Origin of the sequence: Phenylobacterium sp., assembly GCF_030681155.1 — a bacterium.
In the GTDB taxonomy this organism is placed as follows: domain Bacteria; phylum Pseudomonadota; class Alphaproteobacteria; order Caulobacterales; family Caulobacteraceae; genus Phenylobacterium.
In genome coordinates, this window is sequence record NZ_JAUXXE010000021.1 from 1 (window position 1) to 26,476 (window position 26,476).

Annotated in this window: 20 protein-coding genes; 10 read left to right on the forward strand and 10 right to left on the reverse strand. The window is 66.7% G+C overall.

The annotated features are described in order from the left end of the window. The 10 genes from Q8M13_RS04335 to ilvD all read right to left on the reverse strand — a co-directional run. A partial coding sequence (locus Q8M13_RS04335; protein WP_305298435.1) for an Ig-like domain-containing protein occupies positions 1–528 on the reverse strand: 528 nt, incomplete at its 3' end. A 107-nt stretch (positions 529–635) separates the two neighbouring features. After that, entirely contained in the window at positions 636–1,802 is a 1,167-nt protein-coding gene (locus Q8M13_RS04340; RefSeq protein ID WP_305298437.1) for a class I SAM-dependent methyltransferase, read from the reverse strand. 18 nt (positions 1,803–1,820) lie between these two features. Continuing rightward, a complete protein-coding gene (locus Q8M13_RS04345; RefSeq protein WP_305298438.1) occupies positions 1,821–3,617 on the reverse strand; it encodes a hypothetical protein in 1,797 nt (598 codons plus the stop codon). An 82-nt stretch (positions 3,618–3,699) separates the two neighbouring features. Next, positions 3,700–5,586 carry a toll/interleukin-1 receptor domain-containing protein gene (locus tag Q8M13_RS04350; protein WP_305298439.1) on the reverse strand — a complete coding sequence of 629 codons (1,887 nt, stop codon included), beginning with the start codon at positions 5,584–5,586 and terminating at the stop codon, positions 3,700–3,702. Positions 5,587–5,602: 16 nt separating this feature from the next. Beyond that, positions 5,603–6,709, reverse strand: coding sequence for a PEPxxWA-CTERM sorting domain-containing protein (locus Q8M13_RS04355; RefSeq protein ID WP_305298440.1), 1,107 nt, complete (start codon positions 6,707–6,709; stop codon positions 5,603–5,605). 241 nt (positions 6,710–6,950) lie between these two features. Further along, positions 6,951–7,730 (reverse strand): carbon-nitrogen hydrolase family protein, encoded by a 780-nt coding sequence (locus Q8M13_RS04360; protein ID WP_305298442.1) that lies wholly within the window; start codon positions 7,728–7,730, stop codon positions 6,951–6,953. A gap of 55 nt (positions 7,731–7,785) precedes the next feature. Continuing rightward, the gene (locus tag Q8M13_RS04365; protein ID WP_305298443.1) at positions 7,786–9,108 is read right to left on the reverse strand and encodes an amidohydrolase family protein; all 1,323 of its coding nucleotides are present in this window, start codon (positions 9,106–9,108) and stop codon (positions 7,786–7,788) included. Between the two features lie 153 nt (positions 9,109–9,261). Then, the gene (locus Q8M13_RS04370; RefSeq protein ID WP_305298445.1) at positions 9,262–11,544 is read right to left on the reverse strand and encodes a TonB-dependent receptor; all 2,283 of its coding nucleotides are present in this window, start codon (positions 11,542–11,544) and stop codon (positions 9,262–9,264) included. A gap of 280 nt (positions 11,545–11,824) precedes the next feature. Continuing rightward, positions 11,825–12,595, reverse strand: a complete 771-nt coding sequence (gene hdhA, locus Q8M13_RS04375; RefSeq protein WP_305298446.1) for a 7-alpha-hydroxysteroid dehydrogenase — start codon at positions 12,593–12,595, stop codon at positions 11,825–11,827. 92 nt (positions 12,596–12,687) lie between these two features. Beyond that, entirely contained in the window at positions 12,688–14,535 is a 1,848-nt protein-coding gene (gene ilvD, locus Q8M13_RS04380; RefSeq protein ID WP_305298448.1) for a dihydroxy-acid dehydratase, read from the reverse strand. Positions 14,536–14,632: 97 nt separating this feature from the next. On the opposite strand from ilvD, the gene Q8M13_RS04385 reads away from it, so the two are divergent. The 10 genes from Q8M13_RS04385 (at position 14,633) to Q8M13_RS04430 (ending at position 26,049) form a co-directional block, all read left to right on the forward strand. Continuing rightward, positions 14,633–15,544 carry a LysR family transcriptional regulator gene (locus Q8M13_RS04385; protein ID WP_305298450.1) on the forward strand — a complete coding sequence of 304 codons (912 nt, stop codon included), beginning with the start codon at positions 14,633–14,635 and terminating at the stop codon, positions 15,542–15,544. Between the two features lie 64 nt (positions 15,545–15,608). Continuing rightward, positions 15,609–16,178 (forward strand): molybdenum cofactor guanylyltransferase, encoded by a 570-nt coding sequence (locus Q8M13_RS04390; protein WP_305298451.1) that lies wholly within the window; start codon positions 15,609–15,611, stop codon positions 16,176–16,178. An 87-nt stretch (positions 16,179–16,265) separates the two neighbouring features. Next, positions 16,266–16,844: an ANTAR domain-containing response regulator gene (locus tag Q8M13_RS04395; RefSeq protein WP_305298453.1), complete on the forward strand. Its 579-nt coding sequence runs from the start codon at positions 16,266–16,268 to the stop codon at positions 16,842–16,844. Further along, positions 16,841–17,812: a CmpA/NrtA family ABC transporter substrate-binding protein gene (locus tag Q8M13_RS04400; RefSeq protein ID WP_305298454.1), complete on the forward strand. Its 972-nt coding sequence runs from the start codon at positions 16,841–16,843 to the stop codon at positions 17,810–17,812. Before Q8M13_RS04395 ends, Q8M13_RS04400 begins: the two co-directional genes overlap by 4 nt. Before the next feature lie 223 nt (positions 17,813–18,035). Continuing rightward, entirely contained in the window at positions 18,036–19,259 is a 1,224-nt protein-coding gene (locus tag Q8M13_RS04405) for a NarK/NasA family nitrate transporter (protein ID WP_305298455.1), read from the forward strand. A 14-nt stretch (positions 19,260–19,273) separates the two neighbouring features. Beyond that, positions 19,274–21,730 carry a nitrite reductase large subunit NirB gene (gene nirB, locus Q8M13_RS04410; RefSeq protein WP_305298456.1) on the forward strand — a complete coding sequence of 819 codons (2,457 nt, stop codon included), beginning with the start codon at positions 19,274–19,276 and terminating at the stop codon, positions 21,728–21,730. Beyond that, a complete protein-coding gene (gene nirD / locus Q8M13_RS04415) occupies positions 21,727–22,065 on the forward strand; it encodes a nitrite reductase small subunit NirD (protein WP_305298457.1) in 339 nt (112 codons plus the stop codon). Before nirB ends, nirD begins: the two co-directional genes overlap by 4 nt. 3 nt (positions 22,066–22,068) lie before the next feature. Next, a complete protein-coding gene (locus Q8M13_RS04420) occupies positions 22,069–24,735 on the forward strand; it encodes a nitrate reductase (RefSeq protein WP_305298459.1) in 2,667 nt (888 codons plus the stop codon). Then, entirely contained in the window at positions 24,725–25,504 is a 780-nt protein-coding gene (cobA, locus tag Q8M13_RS04425; protein WP_305298460.1) for a uroporphyrinogen-III C-methyltransferase, read from the forward strand. The genes Q8M13_RS04420 and cobA overlap by 11 nt, the downstream gene beginning before the upstream one ends. Then, the gene (locus tag Q8M13_RS04430; RefSeq protein ID WP_305298461.1) at positions 25,501–26,049 is read left to right on the forward strand and encodes a nitrate reductase associated protein; all 549 of its coding nucleotides are present in this window, start codon (positions 25,501–25,503) and stop codon (positions 26,047–26,049) included. Before cobA ends, Q8M13_RS04430 begins: the two co-directional genes overlap by 4 nt. The last annotated feature ends 427 nt before the right edge of the window (positions 26,050–26,476 follow it).

Here is a 26,476-nt window from a genome sequence, read left to right on the forward strand (position 1 = left end):
GTTGGTGGTGTCGGAGATTCCGGCGCTCGGAGTGAGTGTCCCGGTCCAGGTTACGCCGCCATCGCTGCTGGCCACGTTCAAGAGCGTTCCGTTGGCGATGTCCAGGTCGGCGCTGGTGAAGCCGCTCACCGCTTCGGAGAAGGTGATTGTCACCTCAGCTGTGTCGCCGACCTTCAACATTGCGTCGCTTATTGCGATGCCTGTCGCGGTCGGGCGCAAGGTGTCGATCACGTAGTTGCCGGAGTCGATTATCCCGGAGCCGAGTTCAAGCGTCCCAATACTCCGGGCCGTCGCCATGTCAAAGTCGATGTAGTTTAGGGAGCTCTGAAAATTCAAAGTGGGCGTGAAGGTCGCCGTGTAGACAAAATTGTCGGCTGTGGTCAGGTTGGCAAGGACGCCGCCGGAGTTGGTGAAGCCGGTTAGGCTAACCCCCGTGACCTCCTCGGAGAAGGTGAGTGTCACTGTCGCGGTGTCGCCGATTTTCAGCGCGGTGTCGTTGATTTGGATCGTGGCGGTGGGGCCGGGCATCACACACTCCAGAAAACTAGGCGACAAGCCGCGCCTGACGCAGTGCTATGCCGGGAAGTGTGGACGAAGTACTATTGTGCGTTGCAGAACTGCGGACGAATTCGGCCTCAGGTTTTCCGCATCCAGAACGAAGCCCCATAGAGATTGAGGCCTTCCAGCGGTCCCTGGCGCAGCATGGCGTCTGCGTGGTGTGACAGCTCCGGATCCTGGCCGACGAACCAGCAGGGGAAGAGGATCTCGAACGCGTCCCGCCCGAACAGCAGGGCGACGCCCAGCAGGTATTGCTCGTTCCACATGCGCGGAACGTGGCCGCTGACATAGTCGTCGGGCAGGTAGATGTCATGGATGTGGACGATCACGCCGGGCTTCAGGCGCGGCAGGATCTCCATGAAAAACACGGTCACGTCCGAGCCCTGGAACGACCGGTGCGATGAATCCAGGAACAGGATGTCGCCGGGGTTCAGGTCCTCGAACATCTCGACATTGCAGCGCTCAAGCGGCTTTCGCAGCACCTGGTCGCAGATGACGTCGATCTCGTTGCGGGGCTGCGGGTCGATCGAGATCAGCTTGGTGCGCAGACCGTAGAGATCGACCGCCCGGCGCGCGAACTTGGTCGAAACCCCTGAGCCGATCTCGACGAAGCGGTCCGGGTTGGTCCCGCGCAGCATCTGGGTCAGCGCCATGCCGTCCAGCGGCGGGAACCAGGCGTTCAGCCAAAAGGGCGTTCTGGTCTCGTATGTGCCGCCGAGCGGGATCTTGGCGAAGTCCTCCTGGATCTGCCCCATATCGGACAGGAACGTCCGGTAGGCGTCGCGGCCTGATCCAATCAGTTCGTCCAGCTCGCGGTGCGGCGGTCGGCCCGCGCCGTAACGCACCACCGAGCGGTAGGGATAGTCGACGACCTTGAACTCGTGGACGGCGCGCTCGCTCGAAAAGCCGAGATCGACGGGGATGTGAGTTCCGGCCTGTGAGGCTGCGCGGGCGTAGGCTTGGGCGGCGCCTTCGGCGTCGCCATGGCGTTGGAGGGCGGTGGCCAGATCGCTCCAGGCCGCGGGCGGGGCCTCGTCCTGCTCGGTGGCGGCGCGCAGCAGGGTCAGGCCTTCAACGGCCCGCCCCATCTTGAAGAGCGTGACCCCGAGCAGGCGCGTCGCGGTCGGGTGACCTGGGGCTGTCGTGAGCGCGCGCCGGAACAGCAACTCGGCATGGTTCAACAGGTGCTCGCGCAAGCGCACCGCGCCGATCTGGATATCGCTTTCGGCGGCGGCTTCAGGCATCGAAGACGTGTCCTGGTCCTAGGCGGGAATCGCCAGTTTCCTATGTCGGTAGCTGACATGCCATTCGTCCAGGTCGTCCAGCATGGTCGCGGCGAAATCCTCGGCCGCTCGCGCGGCCATGGGCAGGTCGATCGGCCTTGAGCGCAGGCGGTGGGCCAGGGCTTCCAGGCGTTCGGCGGTGGCCTCCGAGCGACCAGCAGCGGCGGCGAAGTCGCCCTGGCCGCGGATGCCGAACAGGGCCGCGCCGATGGTTGGCAGACCGGCCGACAGCACGGTCAGCATCTTGCTCCAGGAGGAAATGATCTCGATGTGAAGCGTGTAGCCGATCAGGCTGAAGATCCCGACCAGCACCGCGCCGTAGAACAGCGCCGTCCCCACTCGGTGCAGACTGTGATCCAGGTGATGCATTCGCTCGGCGTTGGCGCGGTTGTAGGCGATCTGCGAGTCCAGCTCATGCAGCGCGACCTGTTCGGCCAAATCGGCGACCTGGGCGGTGCTGGCGAGGGCGGCTGGCGGGCCGAGCTGTCGCCACAGGGCTTGCGCGTACCAATCGCTCCACTTGGCTGCGCCAGCGGGGTTGAGGTTGAAGCCTGGCGTCGCCGCGCCCAGCAGCCGCAGACTGCGCAACGGGCGCAGCCGTTCGGCCAGATAGCGGTAGTCCAGCCAGCGACGGTGCCAGTTGGCGCGCGTGCCTTGGGCGGTGTTGCCGATCAGCGCCGCCAACACCGCCAGCTCCGACAGCAGCAGCCAGACCTTCGCGCCCGGCGCCAACAGACCGGTCAGGGCCAGCAAGACCGACAGGGCGGCGGCGGAATAGTTGAACACCAGGCCTCCGCGATAGGTCTGGGAATAGTGGTTGGCCAGGGCGTCGCTCCAGCCGAAGGCGTCCTGCAACTGGTCCAGCCCGGCCTGGGCCTCGGGCGCCGAGGCCGCCTTGCTCGCACGGAAGGCGCGCCAATCGGCTTCGGCCGCCTCGGCATATGGCCTCACGCGCGGCTGGTATCGCGTTACGGCGCGCGTACCGGTGAGGATCAGCAGGAACGGGTACTCCGGTCGCACGCGCCACAGATGCTGGCGTTCGGCCAGATAGGTCGCCAGGCTGGCCTTTTGTTCTGGGGCGGGCGGCGGCGCCAGCAGCCTGGTGACGAGTTCGCGGAGCTGCGGACCGTCGCAGGGGCGTCGCGGCGCGCCATGTCGGTCGAGCAGGCAGGGCGAGAGATGATCAAAGCCGGCCCATAGGATGGAGGCGGCCGAAACCCCGTCGGCCGGCAACCAGATTACCGGCACGCCCCGACGGATTGCGTAGTCCACGACCTCGGCTGTTCCCCCAGGCCCGCGCGCTTCGTCCCCGTCCCAGACCGCGATGATCAGGTCAGACTGCGCGGCGGTCACCTGTCCGGATAAGGCGTAGGCTTGATCGCCCTGTTCGCGCGTGGATGGCACCGACCATGAATGGCGGGTCTGGGCCAGCAGCCGGCGGAAATTGTCGGCGGTTTCGCCGGCGAAGTCGTGTGCGTACTCCTCGACCGCGAACGGCAGGACGGCGTCCAGGCTCCAACCCTGTTCCAACGCTACGGCGGCGCCGATCTGGTCGGCCCCCATCGCGAGGCCGGACAGCAGGGTGAGCTGCGGATCGGGGGTTTCAAAAACGTCGAGGTGGTCGGCCGCCACCGATCGCGCGTCATGAGCCAGTTCGCGCAGGATGATCTCGATGGACCGCTTCAACGGTTCCAGGGATTCCACAGTCAGCCGCCGGTGGCCGGTGACGCCCACCGTCAGTATAGGCCGGACGCGTGGAGGGTGCTGGCTGGCCAAGTCCCTGCTCATCCCCTTTGACTGCCGGCGACCAGCAGCGCGCATCCGTGGTCTCATGGCAAGGCCCGGCATGATGTCCCCTTCAGATCTGCGCACAGACCGCCGTCATGGATTTGGTGTAGCTGGCTTGCGGCCCCATAGTCTGGGCCAGGATCTTCAGGCCCTCGGCGCAATCGGTCCGGGCCTCGTTGCGGCGTCCCGCTCGGGCCAGGATGGTCGCCCGGTTGACCAGCAGGTCGCCGTGATTGGGATGGATCCTGCCGTAGCTGACGTCGTAATTGTGCTTGGCGTCGTCGAGGATCCGCAGCGCCATTTCGGTACGACCGCGCTCGGACTCGACCAGGGCCAGATAGACCTCGGCGATCCCGATCAGATAGTGCGGCCCGGCGAAGGCCTTCTTGTAGATCGCCACCGCCTGTTCCAGCGACCGCTCGGCCTCTACCAGCCGCTTTTGAGCCTGATAGATCTGGCCCTGCATCGAAAGCGCGTCGGCGATGATCGGATTGTCGGGGTCGAGCACCTCGCGCTCGATCTTGAGGGCGTTGGCGATCCGCGTCTCGGCCAGCGGCAGGTCGCCAGCGAGGAATGCGTTCTGGGCCAGGGCGAACCAGGTCTGGCCGGTCTCCATGTGGTGGTCGCCCAACGTGCTTCGGTTGAGCTTGAGCGCCTCGCCCAGTGACGTCTCGGCCGCGGCGAACTGGCCGTCGTCCGACAGCAGGTTGCCGCGCGCCTGCAGCACCGTCGCCAGCCGGGCCGGATTGAGCCCGGGCGACGTGCGGTAGACGGCCAGGGCGCGGTCGAAGGCGGCGATGCCCTTTGTTGTTTCTCCGGCGGCGGCGTGGATCATGCCCTCGGTGACGGCGGCTCTAACTCGCACGTCCGGCCGGTTGGCTGGGTCTGGTCCCAGCGTGGCCTGCGCCTTGGCGACCGTGGTCATCGCCCGGTCCAGTTGACCCAGCATCAGATAGGTCCCAGCCAGCGTCAGTTGAGCGTCGGCGCCGTCCGCCCCCGCCTTGGCGATCGCCGGCGCCGACCCCTCAATCGCCTGACGCGCCTCATTGGCCAGGCCCAGATTGTTGTAGGCCATCCCTAGGGTGGAGATCAGGCGGGCCAGGACCACGGGCTGGTCGGCCAACTCGGTGCGGGCGCGTTCGGCGCTTCGATCCAGGATCGAGAGCGCGGTGATCGTCCGCGGGTTCTGCGTCGAGGGTTCGGACAGCCGGAAGGTGTCGACCAGGTAGTCGGCTGTGGCGCGCGCGGTGGCGGCCTCGCGCTCGGCGACCTGGCGCTGCTGGTTGGCTTCGATCCGCCTGGCGTTGGCGTAGAAGGCCAGGCCTACGGCGAAGATCATCCCGACGACCGCAGCCGACGATATGATCGCCATACGGCGGATGCGCCTGTGGGTTTCGCGCTGGACCAGCGCGTCGAGCTCGACCCCCAGGAGACCAGCGGCCAGCTTCAGCTTCGCCAGCCGCTTGCCGTCGCCTTCGGGCCTGATGTCGGCGGCGATCGGCTCGGCCGGTTCGTTGGATAGCTCTCCATCCGGGCCGATCCGGAAACGTAGGCTGGGCGGGAAGCACTCCTGATCGGCCGTCTCCGGAGACGCCGAGGCGAACGGCTCGCCGCTGGCGATCAAGGCGAAGATCCGGCCCTCGCCGTGCATCCGCTTGAAGGACAGGATCTCCTGATCGACCCATCGGGACGCCGCCGCGGCCGGAGAACAGATCACCACCAGGAACTGCGAGGCGGCCAGCGCCGCAGTAATCGCGCTTCCTAGGTCGTCAGAGGCCGGCAGTTCGTCGCGATCCCGAAAGAGCGGCAGCAGCCTAGCCGGCGTGATCCCAAGGGAGGTTTCAAGGCCCACGAGCTTGGAGGGGACGCGATAGGTCTCCAGGGTGCGATGCAGCCAAACCACCACCGCCTTGTCGCGGTGGCTGTAGCTCAGGAATGCGCTGTATCGCGGCGCCAAGTGACGGGCGCGCCCGCTAGAGCGTCACTGGGTCGGCCCGTCGCCGCCTCGCCGCCGCTCCGATCAATCCGAAACCGACGATCATCATGGCCCAGATCGACGGCTCGGGAACCGCTGAAAGCGGCAGCAGCCGGAACGAGACCACCCCGTTCTTGAAGGTCGGAGACTCAAAGCGGAAGGGGTCGAACTCGATATCGTCGCTCGGGCCGGGACTGGCCGCTAAGGCTTGGCGCAGGTGAGGGCGTGAGGTGCCGCCGCGCCCTATCGGGTCGCCGAACGAGGAATAGGACAGTACGCACGTCCCGTTTTGAATCTCGAAGCATCCGCTGCGTGAGTAGGACTGTACGACCGTCTCGTAGGTGAGCGTCGAGGACTCTCCCGGCAGCAGCAAGGTGCCTGCCGGGAAACTCACATCTATGTCGGTGGCGTCCCACACGAAGCTGAACTCGTTCAGGTCTCCAGGCGCCGACACCATCCGAAAGCCGGAGAGGGCGCCCGCCGCATCATCCAGGTCGCTGACCAGGATGTTGGCGTTGCTAACAGGATCGTAGATGAGGCCCAGGCTGCCTTGGAGCTCATAGAGCGTCTGCCCGTCGCCACTGATGCGGAAGAGGAACGAGGCGCCCGCGATGTCCTCCGCGGCGCCGGGCTTGAAGTCCAGGAAGTTGCGGCTGTCTACTGCGGTGGGCGCCAGCGCCGAGCAGGTGTTGAGATTGTTCAGGCATTGGGCGTCGGTGAACAGCCCAAGCCCGGCCGGCGTGATGGTTGAGAGCAGGCTGGGCGTAACCGCCATCTGGCCGTCGTTGGTGAAACTGATGTCCACCAGGGTCCGCGATGTGACGTAACTGAAGGTCCCGCCGGCGGCGTTGCCATTCTGGAATTCAACGAAGTTAGGCTCGACACGAGAGGTGGCGGCGAAGCTGGCGCCTGACCCCCAGCTGCGGCCGCCAAGCGAGCCGTCGATCTGCGGCCCCAACACTTCATGGACGGTTTTCGAGCCGTCGGCGCCGGGCCTGAATTCCACTGTCGCGCTGGTGTGCGTGACCACGCCCGTAACCTGTGCTTGGACCGCTGTTGTGGCGAAGAAAGAGGCGCTGACGATCAGAAATACGGCTATTCGCACGGTCATTTTCCTCAGTGTCGAGGTAAATATTTCCTTACCGTTACTGAATTGTTGTCCATGGTCAAGCATTCAGCCTGACGATGGATTCTACCGGTCGAAGTTATCTCAGGGTTTTTATTGATGGTGAAACCAAGGGTTTCGCCTGATGAATCGCGCGATCGGGATTGAACCTGTTATCGATGTATTTGCCCGCCGCCCGGAGCATCGGCGCCGCCGATGTTTTGCATCGGAGTCGGAAAAATCAGGCGCTTGTCTCAGTGTGCACTGAACTCGAAGGACTCGATAGGCGATCGGGGATGTCGAAGATCAGCAAGCCAGGCTGTTCCAGGGGCAGCTGAGCCTCGACCTCGCCGGAGGGATTCAAGATGGCGGTCGGCCCCCACGAGATCTTCCCATCGCGAGCCCCGACGACGTCGGCGGATACCAACCAGAGGCCGGTCTCGCGACATCGTTCGCCACGGGCCGGATTGTGCCGATCCTTCCAGATCTCAGCCGTTTCACGCTGCATCATGTTGTTGGCTGGGCCGACAATCAGGGAGGCGCCTAGCGCGGCGACCTGCCGCGCGGCCTCCGGAAAGTTCATGTCGTAGCAAATATTGATGCCGAACCGCAGGCCGTCCGCCTCGAAGACCGAACTCTCCCGACCCGCATCGAATATCCGCTCGCCGCCCAGGAGGTGCGCTTTGCGATACCGGCCGATCAGGGCGCGGCCCTTCACCACTATGGCGGTGTTGTAGAGCCGGCCGTTCTCCACCTCGATCATGCCCATGACGAGCATCGGCGCGGTCTTCGGAAACCGCTCCAGCACCTCGGCGAATGCAGGGGAGGCGAGGTCGAGGGCGTTGCGCCGGGCCGGAGCCTCTTGCGTCAGGTAGCCTTGGAGAAAGCCTTCGGGGAAGACCAGCAGCGAGGCCCCTTTCGCCTCGGCCTGAGCGGCGAAGTCGGCTGCGGCGGCGAGCGCCGCGCCGATGTCTTCGCGGTATTCGAGCGTCTGGGCGGCGGCGATCCGGACGGACTTCATGACAGCTCGAAAGTGGAGAGCCGCCGGCGCGGTAGTCTGCGCCGGCGGGCTGGCTTTAGTTGGAGGCGACGGTGGCCTTGCCGTCCTGCTTGTAGACCACGCCGCCCTTCATCACGAAATCGACGTGCTGCAGTTCGGTGATGTCGGCCAGCGGATCGCCATTGACGGCGACGAGGTCGGCGAAGCGGCCGGGCTGAACCGAACCCACCTTGTCGGCGGCGCCCAGCAGATCGGACGCCGATTGGGTGGCCGAGAGGATCGCCTCCATCGCCGGCATGCCGGCGTTGACCATCAGGGCAAACTCCTTGCCGTTCTCGCCCAGCGCGGTGTCGGTGCCGAAGGCGATCTTGACCCCGGCGCGATAGGCTTCCCCGAAGTTGCGCAGAGTCTGCGGCACCACCACCATCGCCTTGGCCGCGGCCGACGGGTTCATCAGTTCAGGGTGCGTGCGGGCCAATTCGAGGGAGTTGGACGCCACCAGCAAGGTGGGGACGAGATAGGTCCCGTGCTGCTTGAACAGCTTGTAGCTCTCGGCGTCGGCGAACGAGCTGTGCTCGATGGAGTCCACGCCCAGCTTCACCGCCATGTCGATGGCGGTCTTGCCGTGAGCGTGGGCCGCGACCTTGAGGCCGAGGCTATGGGCTGTCTCGACGGCCGCCTTGACCTCTTCGGCGGTCATCAGTTCGTGGTTCGGATCATCGCCGATGCTGAGCACGCCGCCGCTGGGCATGATCTTGATCAGGTCGGCGCCGCGCTTTTGGTGGGCGCGCACTTCCTTGCGGACTTCGTCGGGACCATCGACCACCGAGTGGCCCCAGCCCGGGTGGTCCAGATCAGGGTCCAGGCCGTTGGTGGGGTCGGAGTGACCGCCGGTCGGGCCAAGGGGCTCCATCGCCACCCACATGCGGGGACCGACGATCTGGCCGCCGTCGATGGCGCGCTTCAGCGCAACGTCCACGCCGCCGCCGCCGCCGACATCGCGGATCGAGGTGAAGCCCGCCAGCAGCAGATTGCGGGCGTTGACCGTGGACGACAGCGCCGAGTCCAGGCTGGTGCGGGTCAGCTTGCGGGCGATCGGGTCGCCCTTGGGCTTCTGCGATTGGATGTGGGTGTGGCTGTCGATGAAGCCCGGCATGACGGTGGCGAGCGATAGGTCGATCACCTCGGCGCCGGCCGGGGTGACGAAGCCGGGCTCCACGGCGACGATCTTGTCGTCGGTGATGCGGATGGAGACTTGGGTCCGCGGCTGCTTGCCGACCCCGTCGATGAGCCGGCCGGCATGGACAACGACGTCCTTGGCCTGGGCGGGTGCGGCGACAAGGGCTAGGGCGGCGACCGAGGCCATGGCCGCGGCGCGGAACGGCGAGCTGATCTTCAAGGGACGAGACTCCTACTGGGTAATGCCGGCGCCAGGGGCGAGCCGGGGCGCTTCCCCACCGGCGTGGGGAGGGGGAACAGTCGAGGAATGTTGAAAACTAAAAGGGGCCGTTCACGCGGCGGGCGAGCCCGTCGCGTGAACGGTGAAGGCTGACTAGAACTTCTTGTTCAGGCTCATGCCGACGGTGCGCGGACGCACCGTGATGCCGTTGATCGTTCCAGCGCTGATCGCGCTTTGGTTCTTCAGCACGTAGGCCAGTTCGTCGGTGATGTTGTTGACGTAGAGATAGGCCGCCCACTCATCCGCCTCGACGCCCACGCGGACGTTGGCGAGCGTGTAGTCGGGGATTTTCTGCCTGAAGGCGTTGTTCGGGCGGAATTCCGAATAGCTGGAGCCGACATAGTTGGCGTCGAGCCGGGCCATGCCGTCCAGGGTGTCGCTGAGCGGCCAGGTGTACTGGACCGCCACGCCGGCGGTGGCTTTCGGGATGTACGGGATACGGTCGCCTTCGCGGCCTGGCGCGTTGACGTCGGGGTTGATCTGATCCTCGACCAGCTTGGCGTCGCTGAAGCTTGCGTTGGCCTGAAGCTGCAGGCCGTCCATCGGGTTGAGGAAGGCCTCGATCTCGGCCCCGCGCACCCGGGCGGCGCCGGCGTTGCTGATGAACGAGAAGGCGCCGTTCGGCGTCCGGCCGCTGACCTGCATGTTGTCCCAGTCGATCTGGTAGACATCGAAGTTGAGGGTCAGGCGGTTGTTCCACCAGGCCGTCTTCGCCCCGATCTCGTAGTTGACCAGGCTGTCGGACGAATAGGGGGTCAGCGCGCCGGGCAGGCCGATGACCTGGTTGGCGCCGCCTGGACGGAAGCCTTCGGCGGCTTGGGCGTAGACCATGATGTCGTCGTTCACCTCGTAGGAGGCGTTGAACTTGAACACCCAACCGTCTTCCTTGGAGGAGACGGTGGTCGGCGGGGTCACGCGCGCGCCGATCAGGTCGAGACCGATGGTGGTCTCGCCGACGATCTTCTTCTCGTACTTGAAGTAGCGGGCGCCGGCCGTCAGCGTCAGCTTGTCGGTGACCTCGTAGGAGCCTTCACCGAAGGCGGCCGTCTGCTTCAGGCTGTCGTCGATGGTGCGGACAGTCGAGATGCGCGCCGGCGAATAGGCTATGCCGGTGGCCGGATCGACGCCTTGCTGCTGGCTGAGGATGAACGCGTCGCGGTCTTCCGAGAACAGCCCGACAGTCCAGTTCAACGCGCCGTCGCCGTTCGAGGACAGGCGAAGTTCGTTGGTCCAGGTGTCGACGTCCTGCGGCTGGTGCAGGGTGCTAGGCGTGTGGGTGTTCACATAGGCGTTGTAGGTCGCGAACTCGCCCGGGCCGCAAGGCAGGCCGCCGTTGCGCGAGGCGCAGAGGGCGGGGTTGTTGCGCAGGTTGCTGATGAAGTTGCTGACGTCGGTGGTCTGCAGCTGGCTACGCGAGTACTTCGAGGTCACCCCGGTTAGGGTGCCCCAGCCGAGGTCCCAGCGACCGGTCAGGCTGTAGATGTTGTAGTCGTCGAACAGCGGCAGTTCTGCGCGGGAGGTCGAGACGTAGTCGCCGGCCTTGACGCTGACCAGCGAAGACGCCCCATCGGTGCGCTGGACGAAGGCCGCCGCATCGATGGTCAGGTTCTCGGTCGGCTCGAAGCGAACCAGCAGTCGGCCAGCCCAGGTGGTTTCGTCGTTGACGTTCTTCAGGCCGAGATAGGTGTTGTCCACGTAGCCTTCGGCCTCGCGGTAGAACAGGACCGCGCGCGCGGCCAGCTTGTCCTCGACCAACGGCACGTTGACCATGGCGTTGGCCTCGTAGCCCATGCCGCCTTCGTTGGTGGAGAAGATGTTGCCCTCGACCGCACCTTCATATTCGTAGATGGGCTTCTTGAAGATCACGCGTACCGTGCCGGCCATGGAGCCGGAGCCGTACAGCGTGCCTTGCGGGCCGCGCAGCACTTCGACCTGCTGGACGTCGAACATCTTCAGGTCGGGCGAACGGGCGCCGCTGTCGCTGGTGGTGCCGGGCGAACCGCCGACCGGGACTTCGTCATAATAGACGCCGACCTGGGCTTCACCGGCGCCCTGGATGCCGCGGATCACAATGCGCCGCGCGCCGGGGCCGCCATCGACCAGGGTCAGGCCGGGCACCGCCTTGGCGTAGTCGCTGATATTGTCGACGCCCATCTTGGCCAGGGTCTCGCCGGTGACGGCGGAGATGGCGATCGGCGTGTCTTGAAGAACGGTCGAGCGCTTCAGCGCCGTGACGACGAGTTCTTCAACCTGCGGACCGCTCGCGGCGGTCCCTTGAGCCCAGGCGGTCCCGCCGCCTGTGACCAGCAGGGCTGAGCCCAGGGCCGTGGCTCCAAGCAAGCGCGTGCGCTGCCTTGTAGTTTTAAGTTTGGTCATGTAATCCCCCGCGGCGACGCTCTTAAATGTGGCGCGCGGGCGATTAGTTTCATCTGAAACTAATCGTTGCAACAGCAGAGTTTCAGGATTTTCGAAAATCCTTCTTGCTGTGTTCTTTGGGCCATCTTCCAGGCGCAGTGCGCCTTGTGGACTCTGTCCCTAATTGGTGTTGGGCGTCGAAATTCAACGCTTCAACCATCTCATTAGGTCTGCGCGTATGCTGTCTCAGTGTTGATGGCGGGGTAGTAGAGGGGCGCGTGACTGCTCGCGGCGGGCGGGCCTAGTCGAGTTCCTGGACGCCGCCGCCGCTGACCGTGATGACCTGGCCGGAAATCCAGGCCGAGGCCGGGGAGGCCAGAAACAGCGCCGCATACGCCATGTCGTCGGGTTCGCCGAGGCGTCCCAGCGGGGTGTGTTTCAGCATCGCCTTCTCAATCTCGGGATTGAGCACGCTCTTCAGCGCGGCGGTCTTGGTTGCGCCCGGCGCAATCGCATTGACCCGAATTCCCTTCGGCCCGAGATCGAAGGCGATGTTGCGCGTGAGGTGGTTTTCGGCGGCCTTGGACGAGCCGTAGGACGCCATGCGGAAGTTCTTGTTCTCGCCCGCCATCGAACTGATGTTGATGATCGAGCCGCCGCCCGCCTGTTCCATGTGGGGCGCACAAAGCTGGGCCAGCCGGAACACGGAAAAAACGTTGAGCTCGTAGGCCCTGACGAAGTCGCTCATCGGCATGTCGAACGGCTTGGGACCGCCGCCGCCGGCGTTGTTCACCAGTATGCTGACAGCGCCGAAGGCTTCAACTGCGCTCGCCACCAGACGTTCCAGGTCGCCGTCGTCGAGAACGTTGCAGCGCGCCGCGATAGCCTGGCCGCCCGCCTGACGGATTTGCTCGGCCGCCGCCTCAGCGGCGACCTCGTGCAGGTCGCTCACCACCACCTTGGCGCCGGCCGATGCGAAAAGTTCGGCGATCGCCAGACCGATGCCCGCGCCGGCGCCGGTGACGATCGCCACGCGATCATCCAGGCGGAACCTGTCGGGGTCGAATGTCATCGCGTTTTCCGCCTGTGCTTGTCATGCAAACGCCAGGCCGCGAAACGCAGTTCCTTTCAGGTGGAGAGGCGGGCGATGCCGCCCGCCCTCAACTACCGCTGTTGGTCGACGTCGCGGACCGCGCCGCGCGCGGCGCTGGTGGTGAAGGCGGCGTAGGCACGCAGGGCCGTGGACACCTTCCGTGTCCGGCCGTGGGCCTTCCAGGCTTTGTCGCCCAAGGCCACCATGGCGGCGCGCCGTTCAGCCAGCACCGCGTCGGGCACCTTCAGTTCCATGGTCCGGCTGGGGATGTCGATCTCGATCCGGTCGCCGTCTTCGACCAGCGCGATCAGACCGCCCTCGGCGGCTTCCGGCGAGACGTGGCCGATCGACAGGCCGGAGGTGCCGCCGGAGAAGCGCCCGTCGGTGATCAGAGCGCAGGCTTTCCCGAGGCCCTTCGATTTCAGATAGCTGGTCGGGTAGAGCATCTCCTGCATCCCCGGCCCGCCGCGAGGCCCCTCATAGCGGATCACAACCACGTCGCCAGCCTTCACCACGTTGGTGAGGATGGCGCTGACCGCCGCGTCCTGGCTTTCAAACACCCGCGCCGGGCCAGCAAAGACCAGAGAGCCTTCATCGACCCCTGCGGTTTTCACGATGCTGCCTTCAAGGGCGAGGTTGCCGCTCAGCACGGCCAAGCCGCCGTCCTTGGAGAAGGCGTGTTCCACCGAACGGATGACTCCGCCCTCCCGGTCGAGGTCGAGTTCCTTCCAGCGGCGGGCCTGGCTGAAGGCCACCTGGGTCGGTACGCCGCCCGGCGCGGCCTTGAAGAAGGTCTGCACCTCTTCGCTGTTGGTGCGCGCGATGTCCCAGCGATTCAGCGCGTCGGACAGGGTCGGGCTGTGGACGGTAGGCTGGTCGGTCTTCAGCAGGCCGCCGCGGTCCAGTTCGCCGAGGATCGCCATGACGCCGCCGGCCCGGTGGACGTCTTCCATGTGAACATCGGACTTGGCCGGCGCCACCTTGGACAGGCAGGGCACTTGACGCGACAGGCGGTCGATATCGGCCATGGTGAAGTCGACGCCGGCCTCATGCGCGGCGGCCAACAGGTGCAGCACCGTATTGGTCGAGCCCCCCATGGCGATGTCCAGGCTCATGGCGTTCTCGAACGCCTCGAAGCTGGCGACCGAACGCGGCAGCACGCTGGCGTCGTCATTTTCGTAGTGGCGGCGGGTGATGTCGACGATCAGGCGACCGGCTTCCAGGAACAGGCGCTCGCGGTCGGCGTGGGTGGCGAGCACTGATCCGTTGCCTGGCAGCGACAGGCCCAGCGCCTCGGTCAGGCAGTTCATCGAATTGGCGGTGAACATGCCCGAGCAGGAGCCGCAGGTGGGGCAGGCCGCGCGCTCGATGGCCGCCACGTCGGCGTCGCTGATCGACTCGTCGGCAGCGGCGACCATGGCGTCGACCAGGTCCAGGGCGACCTCCTTGCCGTTCAGCACCACCTTGCCGGCCTCCATCGGGCCGCCGGAGACGAACACCGTCGGGATGTTGAGGCGCAGCGAAGCCATCAGCATGCCGGGCGTGATCTTGTCGCAATTAGAGATGCAGACCATGGCGTCCACGCAGTGCGCGTTGGCCATGTACTCGACGCTGTCGGCGATCAACTCGCGCGAGGGCAGGCTGTAGAGCATGCCGTCGTGGCCCATGGCGATGCCGTCATCGACCGCGATGGTGTTGAACTCCTTGGCCACGCCGCCGACCTTTTCGATCTCGCGCGCCACCAACTGACCCAGGTCCTTCAGGTGCACGTGCCCCGGCACGAACTGGGTGAAGGAGTTCACGACAGCGATGATCGGTTTGCCGAAGTCGCCGTCCTTCATTCCGGTCGCGCGCCACAGGCCGCGAGCGCCGGCCATGTTGCGGCCATGGGTGGAGGTGCGTGAGCGATAGACCGGCATGACGGATATCCAGGTGATGACGGGCCTCGATACCCTGTCGCTCAACGGCTGTGAAATATATTAGTGTGCCTCGATTGGGTCGCTGGGAGTCTGAGTGATGGAAGTCCGGCAACTGCGGCACTTCGAGGCGGTGGCCGAAACCCTGCATTTCGGGCGCGCGGCCACGCGGCTCGGCATGACTCAACCGCCGCTTAGCCAGTCGATCCTGACGCTGGAGCGTGAGCTGGGCGCGGCGCTGTTCGTTCGCACAAAGCGCAGCGTCGCCCTGACGCCCTTTGGCGAGCAGTGGCTGGTCCATGTGCGCGCCGCCTTGGCCAGCGTGGCCGCCCTGCCGGACCTCGCCAAGCGGCTGCGCGATGGCGACGCCGGACGTCTGGAACTCTCGTTCGTCAGCACGGCCGACTACAGCATCCTGCCCGATCTGGTCCGCCGCTATGCGAACCTCTACCCGGCCGTCGAGATCGCCCTGACTGAGGCGACCAGCGACGTGCAGATCGCGGCCTTGCTGGAAGGCCAAGGGCACGCCGGTATCATCATCCCTCCGGCGAGCGGGGAACTGCCAGAGCCGCTGAGCTATCGCCGCCTGGTGTCTGAACCGCTGGTGGTGGCCGCGCCTGAGAGCTGGATCGACGAGGGCCGCTTGCAGCTCACGGAGGATCAGTTGGCGCCTGAGGCGGTGATCGGAGCTCCCTTGATCATCTTTCCAAGGCGCTCGGCCCCGGCGTTCTACGACCTGGTGACCGGCTACTTCGCCGCGCACGGCGGTAAGGCCCGGATTGTCCAGGAGGCCATCCAGATGCAGACGATCATCAGCCTAGTCTCCGCCGGTATGGGCATCGCGCTTGTCCCGGATTCGCTGCGCAGTCTGGCGCGCAAGGGCGTCGCCTATGTGACCCTGCAGAAGGGCGCGCCATCGCTCGAAAGCGGCGTCGTCTGGCGGCACGGGGACACCACTCCGACGCTCGAACGTTTTCTCAATGTGGCGTTGGACGCTCCGGGGGCGTCTTGACGCTGGCGGCGTCGCGGCGTTCTGGATCGCAGCTTGAGGCGTTCGATCGATCGCGGGAGCGGCCATGCAACTAGGCGCGATAATCCTGAGCGGCGGAGCCTCCAGCCGCATGGGCGTGGACAAGGCGGCGATGGACTGGCTCGGCCGCCGCGCCGTGGACCGGGTGGCCGATCTTGCATTCGAGGTCGGCGCGTCGATCGTCGTCACCGTCGGTACCACTGACTATGGCCTGCCGGTCGTCGTGGAGGAGACGCCGCTAGGCGGGCCCGTGGGGGGAGTGTTGGCGGGGGCCTTGGCCTTGCGCGATGCTGGATGCGACCGCGCCCTGGTGCTGGCCGTCGACGCACCGAGCCTGACGGTGCTGGATCTCGCGCCGCTGCTCGCCTCCGGTGCATCATGCGCCGCCTATGAGGGCCTCCACCTTCCGCTTGTCGTGACGCTCGCGGCCCTGCCATCTGACGCCCGGGCCGATTGGTCGATGGCCCGACTGGCGGAACGGGCCGGCGTAGCGCGGCTCGCGCCATCGAGCGACGCGCGGGCCAGACTTAGGGGCGCGAACACACCCCAGGAACGCGAGATCCTGCTGGCCGATCTGGCCAAGAGGGAAGGCGCCCAAGATCGCGGCGCCGGCTGACTGCGAATTGTGCGTTTAAGCGTTGCTGTGCCGCAAACGCGTTGAAGCATTCTGCCTTGGCGCGTGGGCGCCCACTAGTCCGGCCGTATGCGCGTCTTGGTCATCGATCCTGACTCCGCCCGAGCTGCGCTCGTGGCCGAAGGCCTGGCGGGGGTCGATCCGCTGGAGGTGCGCCATCGGCCCTCTTATGACGAGGCCGAAGCCGCTGCATTCGCGCCCGACGTTGTCGTGGTCGCGACCGAGAGCCCTGACCGGGACACGATCGACAGCCTGCGGGACGCCAGCCTAGCCAATCCGCGACCGGTGGTGATGTTTGTGGATCGCTCTGAACCGGGATTGGCTGAGGCCGCGGTGCGCGCGGGGGTGGCGGCCTATGTCGTCGATGGCCTGGCGCCAGGTCGCGTGCGCGGGGTGCTGGAAGTCGCCATGAGCCGCTTTCAGCTCATGAACCAGCTACGCAAGGATCTCGACAAGGCCAAGGCCGATCTCGCGTCGCGCAAGACCATCGAGCGCGCCAAGGCGCTGCTGATGAAGGAGCGCGGCCTGGAGGAGGAAGATGCCTACAAGCTGCTGCGCAAGCTCTCGATGGACACTGGCCGTCCTCTCGGGGCGGTCGCGGCCGACCTGCTGGCTTTCGCCGGCGTGCTGAAGGGAGATGCGTCGTGACTGGGCTGGTGAAGCTGGGCTTCATGCCGCTGGACGACGCCGCGGGCTTGATCGCCGCCAAGGCGCTCGGCTTCTTCGCCGACGAGGGGCTGAATGTAGAACTGTCGCGTGAGGCGTCGTGGGCCACGATCCGCGACAAGGTGGCGGTGGGCGCGCTCGACGGCGCCCACATGCTGGCGCCCATGGTGCTGGCCCAAAGCCTGGGGATCGGCAGCGAGGCGACCCCGATGATCGCGCCCTTGGCCTTGGCCACTGACGGTGCGGCCATCACCCTTTCGACGCGGCTGGGCCTCGGCGCCGGTCCAAGCGCAATCGGCCTTGCTGAGTTGGTCGCTCAGCGGCGCGAGATGGAGTCCAGCCCGCTGACTTTCAGCGTGGTGTTTCCGTTCTCCACCCACAACTACCTCCTGCGGCTATGGATGGCGCAGGCGAGCCTGGACCCTGACCGGGACGTCCGCATCGTGGTGGCGCCGCCACCGCGGATGGCCGAACTGTTGGCCGGTGGCGTGATCGAGGGTTTCTGCGTGGGCGAGCCCTGGAGCGCCGTGGCGGTCGATGCGGGGGTTGGGGTTGTCGCCGCCCGAGCCGCGGCCATAGCGCCAAGAGCGCCGGACAAGGTCTTCGCCACCACCCGCGCCTGGGCGGGAGAAAACCCAGAAGTGCTTCAGGCGCTTTTGCGGGCGTTGCTTCGGGGCCTTGAGTGGGCGGACGCGCCGGAGAACCGAAAGACCCTGGCGGCGCTGCTCGCCGAGCCGGCCCATATCGGCGTCCCTGCCGACCTCATCGCTGCGGGCCTGCGCCACGTGGTGTTTCACCGGGACAGTGTGGCGCGCCCCGAACCTGTCCAGGCTGGGTGGCTGATCGCCCAGATGCAGCGCTGGGGACAGGTTCCTGCAGACGCGGACCTTGCAGCAGCTTTGGCGGTCTATGCCCCCGAAATGCACGATCGGGCCGCCGGCTTAGCTTGAAAAGCAGTCAGCGCCCAAAATCGGGCGCCTAGTTTTTGCGCTGCAACATGAAACCATGTCGGCGTTCCGTCGGCGGATGATGACGACCGGCCCGGCGAGTGACCTGCTGGTCTCAGGCCCAGGACAACGGCGTTCGCGGCTTCTTGGAACGGCTCGATGAAGAGCCCTCCCAAAACCCTCGGCGACGCCGCCGCTTCCGTCCAATCCGTACGGGGCTCATCCGATGCTGAATCGCTCATTCCTGAAGGCCGGGCATACGCCCACCCTTCTGTCCGCGTTCCTCTATTTCGACCTTAGCTTCATGGTCTGGGTGATCCTCGGGCCGCTGGGCGTCGCGATCGCCAAGGACTTCAATCTCGATCCCGCCCAGAAGGGCTTCATGGTCGCCGTGCCGGTGCTGGCGGGCGCGCTGCTGCGGCTGGTCGCGGGCGTCCTGGTCGACCACATCGGTCCCCGGAAGACCGCCATCATCGCCCAGCTGACCGTGCTGGCCGGCCTGGACGCCGACTGGCTGATCGGCATCGACAGCTATCACAAGGTCCTCGCCCTTGGCCTGGTCCTGGGTGTAGCCGGCGCCTCGTTCGCCATCGCCCTGCCGCTCGCCTCGCGCTGGTATCCGCCGGAGTTCCAGGGTCTGGCCCTGGGGATCGCCGGGGCCGGCAACTCAGGCACGGCCCTGGCGGCCCTGTTCGCGCCGGGCCTGGCTCAGGCCTACGGCTGGAACAATGTGATCGGCCTGGCGTGCCTGCCGCTCGCCGTCGCGTTCGTGACCTTCCTGATCTTCGCCAAGGACGCGCCGAACCCGCCTCCGCCCAAGGCGCTGTCGGAATACCTGGACGTCCTCAAGACCCCGGACGCCTGGTGGCTGATGCTGCTCTACAGCGTGACCTTCGGCGGCTTCGTGGGCCTGTCCTCGTCGCTCACCATCTACTTCAACGCCGAATACGGGCTGACCCCGGTGACGGCGGGCTTCTTCACGGCGGCCTGCGTCTTCGGCGGCTCGTTCCTGCGGCCAGTGGGCGGAGCGCTGGCCGACCGGTTCGGCGGTGTGCGAACCCTCAGCGTGGTCTACGTCCTGGCGGCCCTCGGCCTCGCCCTCGCCAGCTTCCATGCCCCGAATGTGTGGTTCGCCTTCTCCGTCCTGCTCTTCAGCATGATGGCGCTGGGCGCCGGCAACGGCGCGGTGTTCCAACTCGCGCCCCAGCGTTTCGGCAAGGAGATCGGCGTCGTCACCGGCCTGGTCGGAATGACCGGCGGGGTCGGCGGCTTCTACCTCGCCGCCAGCCTCGGCTGGGCCAAACAAGCGACCGGTTCCTATCAGGCCGGCCTGCTGGCCTTCGCCGCTCTCGCCCTGGTGGCGTTGGTTTGCCTGACGGGGGTCAAGGCGCGGTGGCGCAGGACCTGGACCGCGACGGCGCCGGCCGCCGGCTCCCCCTCGCGCGTTTGATCGGAGAGACCCTGATGGCCAAGGAACGACTGATCGTCGTCGGCAACGGCATGGCCGGTTGCCGCGCGGTGCAAGATGTCTTGAAGCGCGATCCCGATCGCTACGAGATCACCATCTTCGGCGCCGAGCCGCGGGTGAACTACGACCGCATCATGCTTTCGCCGGTGCTGGCCGGCGAGAAGACCTTCGCCGACATCGTGATCAACGACGAGGCCTGGTACCGCGACAACGCCATAACCCTGCATGCGGGCCGCGCGGTGCAGGTGATCGACCGCGAGGCGCGCGTGGTGCGGGCCGAGGGAGGGCTGGAGGTCGGCTATGACCGGCTGATCCTGGCGACGGGCTCCGATCCTATCCGCCTGCCGCTGCCGGGCGGCGACCTGAAGGGCGTCGTCACCTTCCGGGACCTGGACGACGTCGAGGCGATGGTCGCCGCCTCGGCCCAGACGGGCGCTCGCGCGGTGGTGATCGGTGGCGGGCTACTCGGCATCGAGGCGGCCTACGGCCTGGTGCGTCGCGGGATGGCCGCCACGGTGGTGCACCTGGTCGATGTGTTGATGGAGCGCCAACTCGACGCCTCGGCCGGCTTCCTGCTCGCCGACGCGCTGGCGACGAAAGGCGTGGCGACGGAACTGGGGGCGGTGTCCGAAGAAATCGTCGGCGTGAATGGCCAAGTCACCGGCCTGAAGCTCAAGGACGGCCGCACCCTGCCGTGCGATCTGCTGGTCATGGCGGTGGGTATTCGCCCCAACACGAACCTCGCCAAAGCGGCGGGGCTGGAGATCGGGCGCGGCCTGATCGTTGATGACCAGATGCGCACCTCCGATCCCAGGATCTCGGCGGTGGGCGAATGCGTCGAACATCGCGGCCAATGCTACGGCCTCGTCGCCCCGATCTGGGAGATGTGCAAAGCCCTGGCGGCCGGGCTCACCGACACCGCCGGCGACTATGCGGGGTCGGTGCTTTCCACGCGCCTGAAGGTCTCGGGCGTCGACGTCTTTTCGGCCGGGAAGTTCGCCGGGGGCGATGGCTGCGAGGACATCGTGTTCCGTGACGCCGGGCGCGGCGTCTACAAGCGCGTCGTGATCGAGGATGGCAAGGTCGCCGGCGCCGTGCTGTTCGGCGATGCCGCCGATGGCGCCTGGTACTTCGATCTGATGCGCCGGAACACGCCGGTGGCGGAGATCCGCGAAACGCTGATCTTCGGCCAATCGGTGACGGAGGGCCTTCGAGGTCTGGACCCTAGCGCGGCCGTTGCGGCATTGGCCGATAGCGCCGAGGTCTGTGGCTGCAACGGCGTGTGCAAGGGCGCGATCACCGGCGCCATCGTCGAGCAAGGCCTCAAAACGCTGGAGTCCGTCAGGGCGGTCACCAAAGCTTCCGCCTCGTGCGGCTCCTGCACCCCTCTGGTCGAAAAGCTGCTGATCCTCACGCTCGGGGATGGTTTCCAGGCCCAGACGGGACCCAAGCCGGTCTGCGGCTGCACCCATCACGGCCATACCGAAGCCCGGCGGCGTATCGTGGCCGAAGGGCTGAAGTCGATGCCCGCTGTCATGCAGGCGCTCGAATGGACCACCCCCGACGGCTGCGCGAGTTGTCGGCCGGCCCTGAACTACTACCTCATCTGCGCCTGGCCCGGCGACTACCAGGACGACAAGCAGTCCCGGTTCATCAACGAGCGGGTTCACGCCAACATCCAGAAGGACGGCACCTATTCCGTCGTGCCGCGCATGTGGGGCGGGATGACCAGTTCCGACGAACTGCGCGCCATCGCCGACGTGGTCGACAAGTTCAAGATCCCCAGCGTGAAGGTCACCGGCGGACAGCGGATCGACCTGCTCGGCGTTCAGAAGGACGACCTGCCAGCGGTCTGGGCCGATCTCAACGCGGCGGGCATGGTTTCGGGACATGCGTACGCCAAGGGCCTGCGCACGGTGAAGACTTGCGTCGGCACCGACTGGTGCCGGTTCGGGACCCAGGACTCGACCGGCCTTGGCGTACGGCTCGAGAAGTTCATGTGGGGCTCGTGGACACCGGCCAAGGTCAAGCTCGGCGTGTCGGGCTGCCCGCGCAACTGCGCCGAGGCGACATGCAAGGACATCGGCGTGATCTGCGTCGACAGCGGCTATGAGATCCATGTCGGCGGCGCGGCTGGCCTGCACATCCAGGGCACCGAACTGCTGACCAAGGTCGCCACCGAGGAAGAGGCGATCTGGACCATCTGCGCCGTCACCCAGGCCTATCGCGAACAGGGTTGGTACCTGGAGCGGATCTACAAGTGGATGGCCCGGGTCGGCCTCGACAGCATCCGCGCCCAAGTCGAGGACCCGGCCGCACGTCGCGCGCTCCATGACCGCTTCGCCTATTCGCAGCGGTTCTCGCGCGTCGACCCATGGGCCGAACGTGTCGCCGGACGCCACACCGAAGAATTCAATCCGCTCAGCCGTCGCATGGAGTTCGCCACCGCATGAACGTTCTCGTGAAGGACCCGATCGACTGGATCGACGTCGGTGCGATCACCGACATCCCCTCGCGCGGCGCGCGGCGCGTGCCGACGCCAACCGGCGACGTGGCGATCTTCCGCACCGGCGACGGCAAGGTGTTCGCCTTGAAGGACGCCTGCCCGCACAAGGGCGGCCCGCTCAGCCAAGGCATCGTCCACGGTCACGCTGTGACCTGCCCGCTGCACGCCTGGTCCATCGATCTGGCCACCGGCGAACCGATGGGCGCCGATCGCGGCAAGGGCTGCACGCCGGTCGTACCGTTGGAGGTCCGCGAGGGCCGCCTGTTCCTCGGCCGGATCTGATCCATGACCGGCGGCGCTGAAACCCGGAAGAGCACCTGCCCGTACTGCGGGGTCGGTTGCGGGGTGTCCGGCCGCGCCGAGGGGCGAGCCCTGACGCTGACGGGAGATGACGCCCATCCGGCCAACCAGGGCCGGCTCTGTTCCAAGGGCGGCGTCTTGTCCGAGACCGTCGGCCTGGACGGCCGGCTGTTGTTCCCGACGATCCGCGACCGCCGCGCGACCTGGGACGAAGCCACGGCGCTGGTTGCTCGCCGGTTCTCCGAGACCATCGCCAAGCATGGGCCGGACTCTGTCGCGTTCTACGTTTCCGGCCAGTTGCTGACGGAGGACTACTACGTCGCCAACAAGCTGATGAAGGGGTTCATCGGGTCGGGAAACATCGACACCAACTCCCGGCTCTGCATGGCGTCGGCGGTAGTGGCCCACAAGCTGGCCTTTGGCGCCGACCTGGTGCCGGGCTGCTACGAGGACCTCGACCTCGCCGACCTCGTGGTCTTCGCCGGCCATAACGCCGCCTGGACACATCCGGTGCTGTTCCGGCGGATGGAGGCGGCGCGCGCCCGGGGGCAACGCCATGTGGTGATCGATCCGCGCCGCACCGACACTGCAGAGGTCGCTGACCTGCATCTGCCTTTGGCGCCCCAGACCGACGTGCGGCTTTGGAACGGCCTGCTGGCAGATCTGATCGGCCGCGGGGCGATCGACCGTGACTACATCGCCGCCCACGTATCGGGCTTCGCGCAGGTCGAGGCGGCGCTGGCGGCCGACGATCAATCGCCCTCAGCCGTCGCCGCCGATTGCGGCCTGGCGCTCGCCGATCTCGAACGCTTCTTCCAGATTTTCGCGCAAACGCCTCGGACCGTCAGCCTGTTCTCGATGGGGTCGAACCAGTCGGCCCAGGGCGTCACCAAAGGTTTGGCGATCCTCAACGCCCATCTGGCCACCGGCCGGATCGGTAAGCCCGGCGCCTGCCCGTTCTCGATCACTGGCCAGCCCAACGCCATGGGCGGACGCGAGACTGGCGGCATGGCGACCACCCTGGCCGCCCACATGGATTTCGACGAGGCGGCGCGCGCGCGGGTCGCCCGTTTCTGGGGCGCGCCGCGGGTCGCCGAGCGCCCGGGCCTCAAGGCTGTCGACATGTTCGAGGCCGTTGCCGACGGCAAGATCAAGGCCCTGTGGGTCATGGCCACCAACCCCGCCGTCAGCATGCCAAACGCCAGCGCGGTCCGCGCGGCGCTGGCCGCCTGTCCGTTCGTGGTGGTCTCCGATTGCATGGCCCGGACCGACACCACGGCCTTCGCCCATGTGAAGCTGCCGGCCCTGGCCTGGGGCGAAAAGGACGGCACGGTCACCAATTCCGAGCGCCGGATTTCGCGGCAACGGGCGCTGATGGCGCCGCCGGGAGAAGCCCGCGCCGACTGGAGGATCATCGCCGATGTCGGCCGCGCCATGGGCTACGCCGACGCTTTCTCATGGCGCGCTCCCATCCAGGTGTTTCGCGAGTGGGCGCGGATGACCGCCTACGAGAACGACGGCCGGCTGTTGAACCTCTCGGGCCTCGTCGGGCTCACCCCCGACGCTTACGATGACCTGCAGCCGGTTCAATGGCCGGTGACGGGGCAGGTCGGTACACAGCGGCTGTTCATCGACGGGCAGTTCCAGACCCCTGACGGCCGGGCGCAAATGCTGCCCACGCCGGCGGCAGGTCCCGCCCAGGCCACAAATCCGGCCTTTCCCCTGGCGCTCAACACCGGACGGATCCGCGACCAGTGGCACACCATGACCCGCACCGGCCTGGCGCCAGGCCTCTGGCGTCACGCCCCCGAGCCGTTCGTGGAGATCCATCCGGCCGACGCGCAGGCGCTTGGCGTCGCCGACGGCGCTCTGACCCGGGTTCGGACCGCTCAAGGCGAGGCGGTGGCCCTCGCCCGCGTCACCGACCGCCAGCGCCCTGGTTCTATTTTCATGCCGATGCACTGGACTGAGGGCTACGCACCGTCCGGTCGCGCCAATCCCCTGGTTGCTCCGCAGGTGGATCCGCGCTCGGGCCAGCCGGAGTTCAAACACACGCCGGCTCGCGTGCGCCCCTATCGCGAGACCTGGCGTGGCTTTCACATCTCACGCGACGCGTTCGCCCCGCCGGCCCATCTGGACCTCGTCTGGCGGCGGATACCGCAGGACGGTTGCCACCTCCACGAGTTCGCAGGCCGTGGCGACGCGCAGGAGCGCCAGGCTCTAGCCAAGCTTCTGCTGCACGGCGCGACGGGCGGGGCCCTTCGCTATGAAGATCCGGCCGCCGGCTCCCTGCGCGAGGCGTTCATGGATGGCGAACGACTGGACCGGGTGCTGTTCACCACTACCTCCGGCGCGCTGCCGCCCCGCGCGTGGTTGGCGGAACTATTCATCGCGCCCAGCCTGACGACCCAGGACCGCGCCGCCCTGCTGATCGGTCGCGCCCCGGGCCGGGCGGCGGACACCTCGCCCGTCGTCTGCGCCTGCCGGAATGTCCGGGGCGCGGCCATCGCCCGGGCGATCGCGGCCGGCGCCCATGATGTCGATGCGGTCAGCGACGCCACCGGCGCTGGCTCAAGCTGCGGCTCCTGCCGCCCCGAGATCGCCCGCATCCTGTCTGCCACCCCGCGAACGGAGACCCTCGATGCCGCCTGAAGCTCGCCTCGGAACCGTGAAACTAGTCGGCGCCGGGCCTGGCGCCGCCGACCTTCTGACCCTGCGCGCCGCACGCGCCATCGGTTCAGCCCAGGCGCTGCTCTACGACGCGCTGATCTCCGAGGAGGTGCTGGCCCTGGCCCCGGCCGCCTGCCTCAAGATCCAGACCGGAAAACGCGCCGGCCGGACGAGCATGAAGCAGGAGACGATCAACCGCCTGATGCTCCGCTTGGCCCAACGGGGGCTGGAGGTGGTGCGGCTCAAGGGCGGCGATCCATCGATCTTCGGCCGGGTCGGAGAAGAGCAGGCATTCCTCCACGCGTACGGCGTGGCGACCGAGATCGTGCCGGGCGTCACGGCGGCCAGCGCCGCGGCCGCCCAATTCGGCTTCCCGTTGACCCATCGCGGCGAAAGCCGGCGTCTGCTGATCTGCACCGCGACGGCGGCCGGCGGCGGCGCATTCGACATCGGACAGCGGGCCGCCGAAGCCGACACCACGCTCGCGGTCTATATGGGGCGCGATCAGGTTCACGACATCGCGCGCCGGCTGATCCGCGACGGCCGCGCGCCCTCGACGCCTGCGGCGGCTGTAGAGAACGCCGGCCACGCCAATGCTCGCGCCATCTGGAGCACGTTGGAGGAACTGCCAGGCCAGCTCGATGCGGCGGCGCCCAGCGGGCCTGTCCTGCTGCTGATCGGCGACGTCACCGCCCGAGCGGCCGCCAGTCCGAGCCACCGCCGGGAGCCTCAGAGGAGCGCCATGTCATGAACGACGCCCAATTGTTCGAGTTCGAAAGCGACTTCGTCGCCAGCCTGCGCTGCGTGCCGATGGCGGTTCGCTTCAAGTTGGACGCCTGCGGGATCAAGCTGACCCTGCGCCAGTGGAGCAGGTTCACACGAGGCGACCGTCAGGACCTGTTGATGGCGGCCTGCGAGGGCCCGGCGGAAATCGAGGCCTATCGTGCTGCCCTGGTCGCGCTGATCGCCTTGCGCGCCGCAGAGCCCGCCCGCGCCTTGACCGAGGCGCCCTGCGGGGCATGGACTGACGCCGATCGCGTCCCGCCGGCGGTCGTTCAGCAAGCGCATCTAGTTGGCTTGGCGCCTCCGAGCCGAGCGGAGTGGGCCCGGCTCACGGAGCTACAGCGGTTCGTGCTGATCAAGCTGACAAGGGACAAGCACGACAATCTGAACTTCGCACCGGCGATGATCGAGTTTGGGATTTCCACGGATTCAGGCGTGTGGGCGCCACCTGTAAGGACCAATGTTCGGGGAACTCAGACTGATGCTCTGCCTTCGTCCGCATCGCGGCTGTAACGTCTGCCTGGCGGACGTATGCGGTGGTAGAGGAGGATCGCACCGATGACGCCAAACACCGAGATCGGAACGAATAGTAGGTCTATGGCGCCGCGCAGGATGTGGTCCATTGGAGGCTTTAGATAGTCTCGGCCGTCCGGTTTCAGTTCAGGACCGGTTCCCAGAAATCGACCACGGGCGATGTGGAGAATCTTGCCCGCCGCGTCTTTGGGACGCGTCAGCAACAGGGCGTCGCCACCAACACGCACCCACTCACGTTGCCGGAAACTCCGCCACGGCCGTCTTCCCTCGGTCTTGCCCACGAGCCGGGGTCGTTCGAGGCCGATCCGTTCGCCAGCGATAGGATCAATGCGGTGGCCGACTATGCACGTCGCCGGCAAATATTCGCCTGCAGACCATTGTCGGAACGGGCATCCAGCCGGCGTTG

Bases quoted from the DNA above. Each gene is read 5' to 3' on its own strand.
- Q8M13_RS04340 (WP_305298437.1), bottom strand. From the start codon at position 1,802: ATGCCTGAAGCCGCCGCCGAAAGCGATATCCAGATCGGCGCGGTGCGC.
- Q8M13_RS04360 (WP_305298442.1), bottom strand. From the start codon at position 7,730: ATGAAGTCCGTCCGGATCGCCGCCGCCCAGACGCTCGAATACCGCGAA.
- Q8M13_RS04370 (WP_305298445.1), bottom strand. From the start codon at position 11,544: ATGACCAAACTTAAAACTACAAGGCAGCGCACGCGCTTGCTTGGAGCC.
- hdhA (WP_305298446.1), bottom strand. From the start codon at position 12,595: ATGACATTCGACCCCGACAGGTTCCGCCTGGATGATCGCGTGGCGATC.
- ilvD (WP_305298448.1), bottom strand. From the start codon at position 14,535: ATGCCGGTCTATCGCTCACGCACCTCCACCCATGGCCGCAACATGGCC.
- Q8M13_RS04385 (WP_305298450.1), top strand. From the start codon at position 14,633: ATGGAAGTCCGGCAACTGCGGCACTTCGAGGCGGTGGCCGAAACCCTG.
- Q8M13_RS04390 (WP_305298451.1), top strand. From the start codon at position 15,609: ATGCAACTAGGCGCGATAATCCTGAGCGGCGGAGCCTCCAGCCGCATG.
- Q8M13_RS04395 (WP_305298453.1), top strand. From the start codon at position 16,266: ATGCGCGTCTTGGTCATCGATCCTGACTCCGCCCGAGCTGCGCTCGTG.
- Q8M13_RS04405 (WP_305298455.1), top strand. From the start codon at position 18,036: ATGCTGAATCGCTCATTCCTGAAGGCCGGGCATACGCCCACCCTTCTG.
- nirB (WP_305298456.1), top strand. From the start codon at position 19,274: ATGGCCAAGGAACGACTGATCGTCGTCGGCAACGGCATGGCCGGTTGC.
- nirD (WP_305298457.1), top strand. From the start codon at position 21,727: ATGAACGTTCTCGTGAAGGACCCGATCGACTGGATCGACGTCGGTGCG.
- Q8M13_RS04420 (WP_305298459.1), top strand. From the start codon at position 22,069: ATGACCGGCGGCGCTGAAACCCGGAAGAGCACCTGCCCGTACTGCGGG.
- cobA (WP_305298460.1), top strand. From the start codon at position 24,725: ATGCCGCCTGAAGCTCGCCTCGGAACCGTGAAACTAGTCGGCGCCGGG.
- Q8M13_RS04430 (WP_305298461.1), top strand. From the start codon at position 25,501: ATGAACGACGCCCAATTGTTCGAGTTCGAAAGCGACTTCGTCGCCAGC.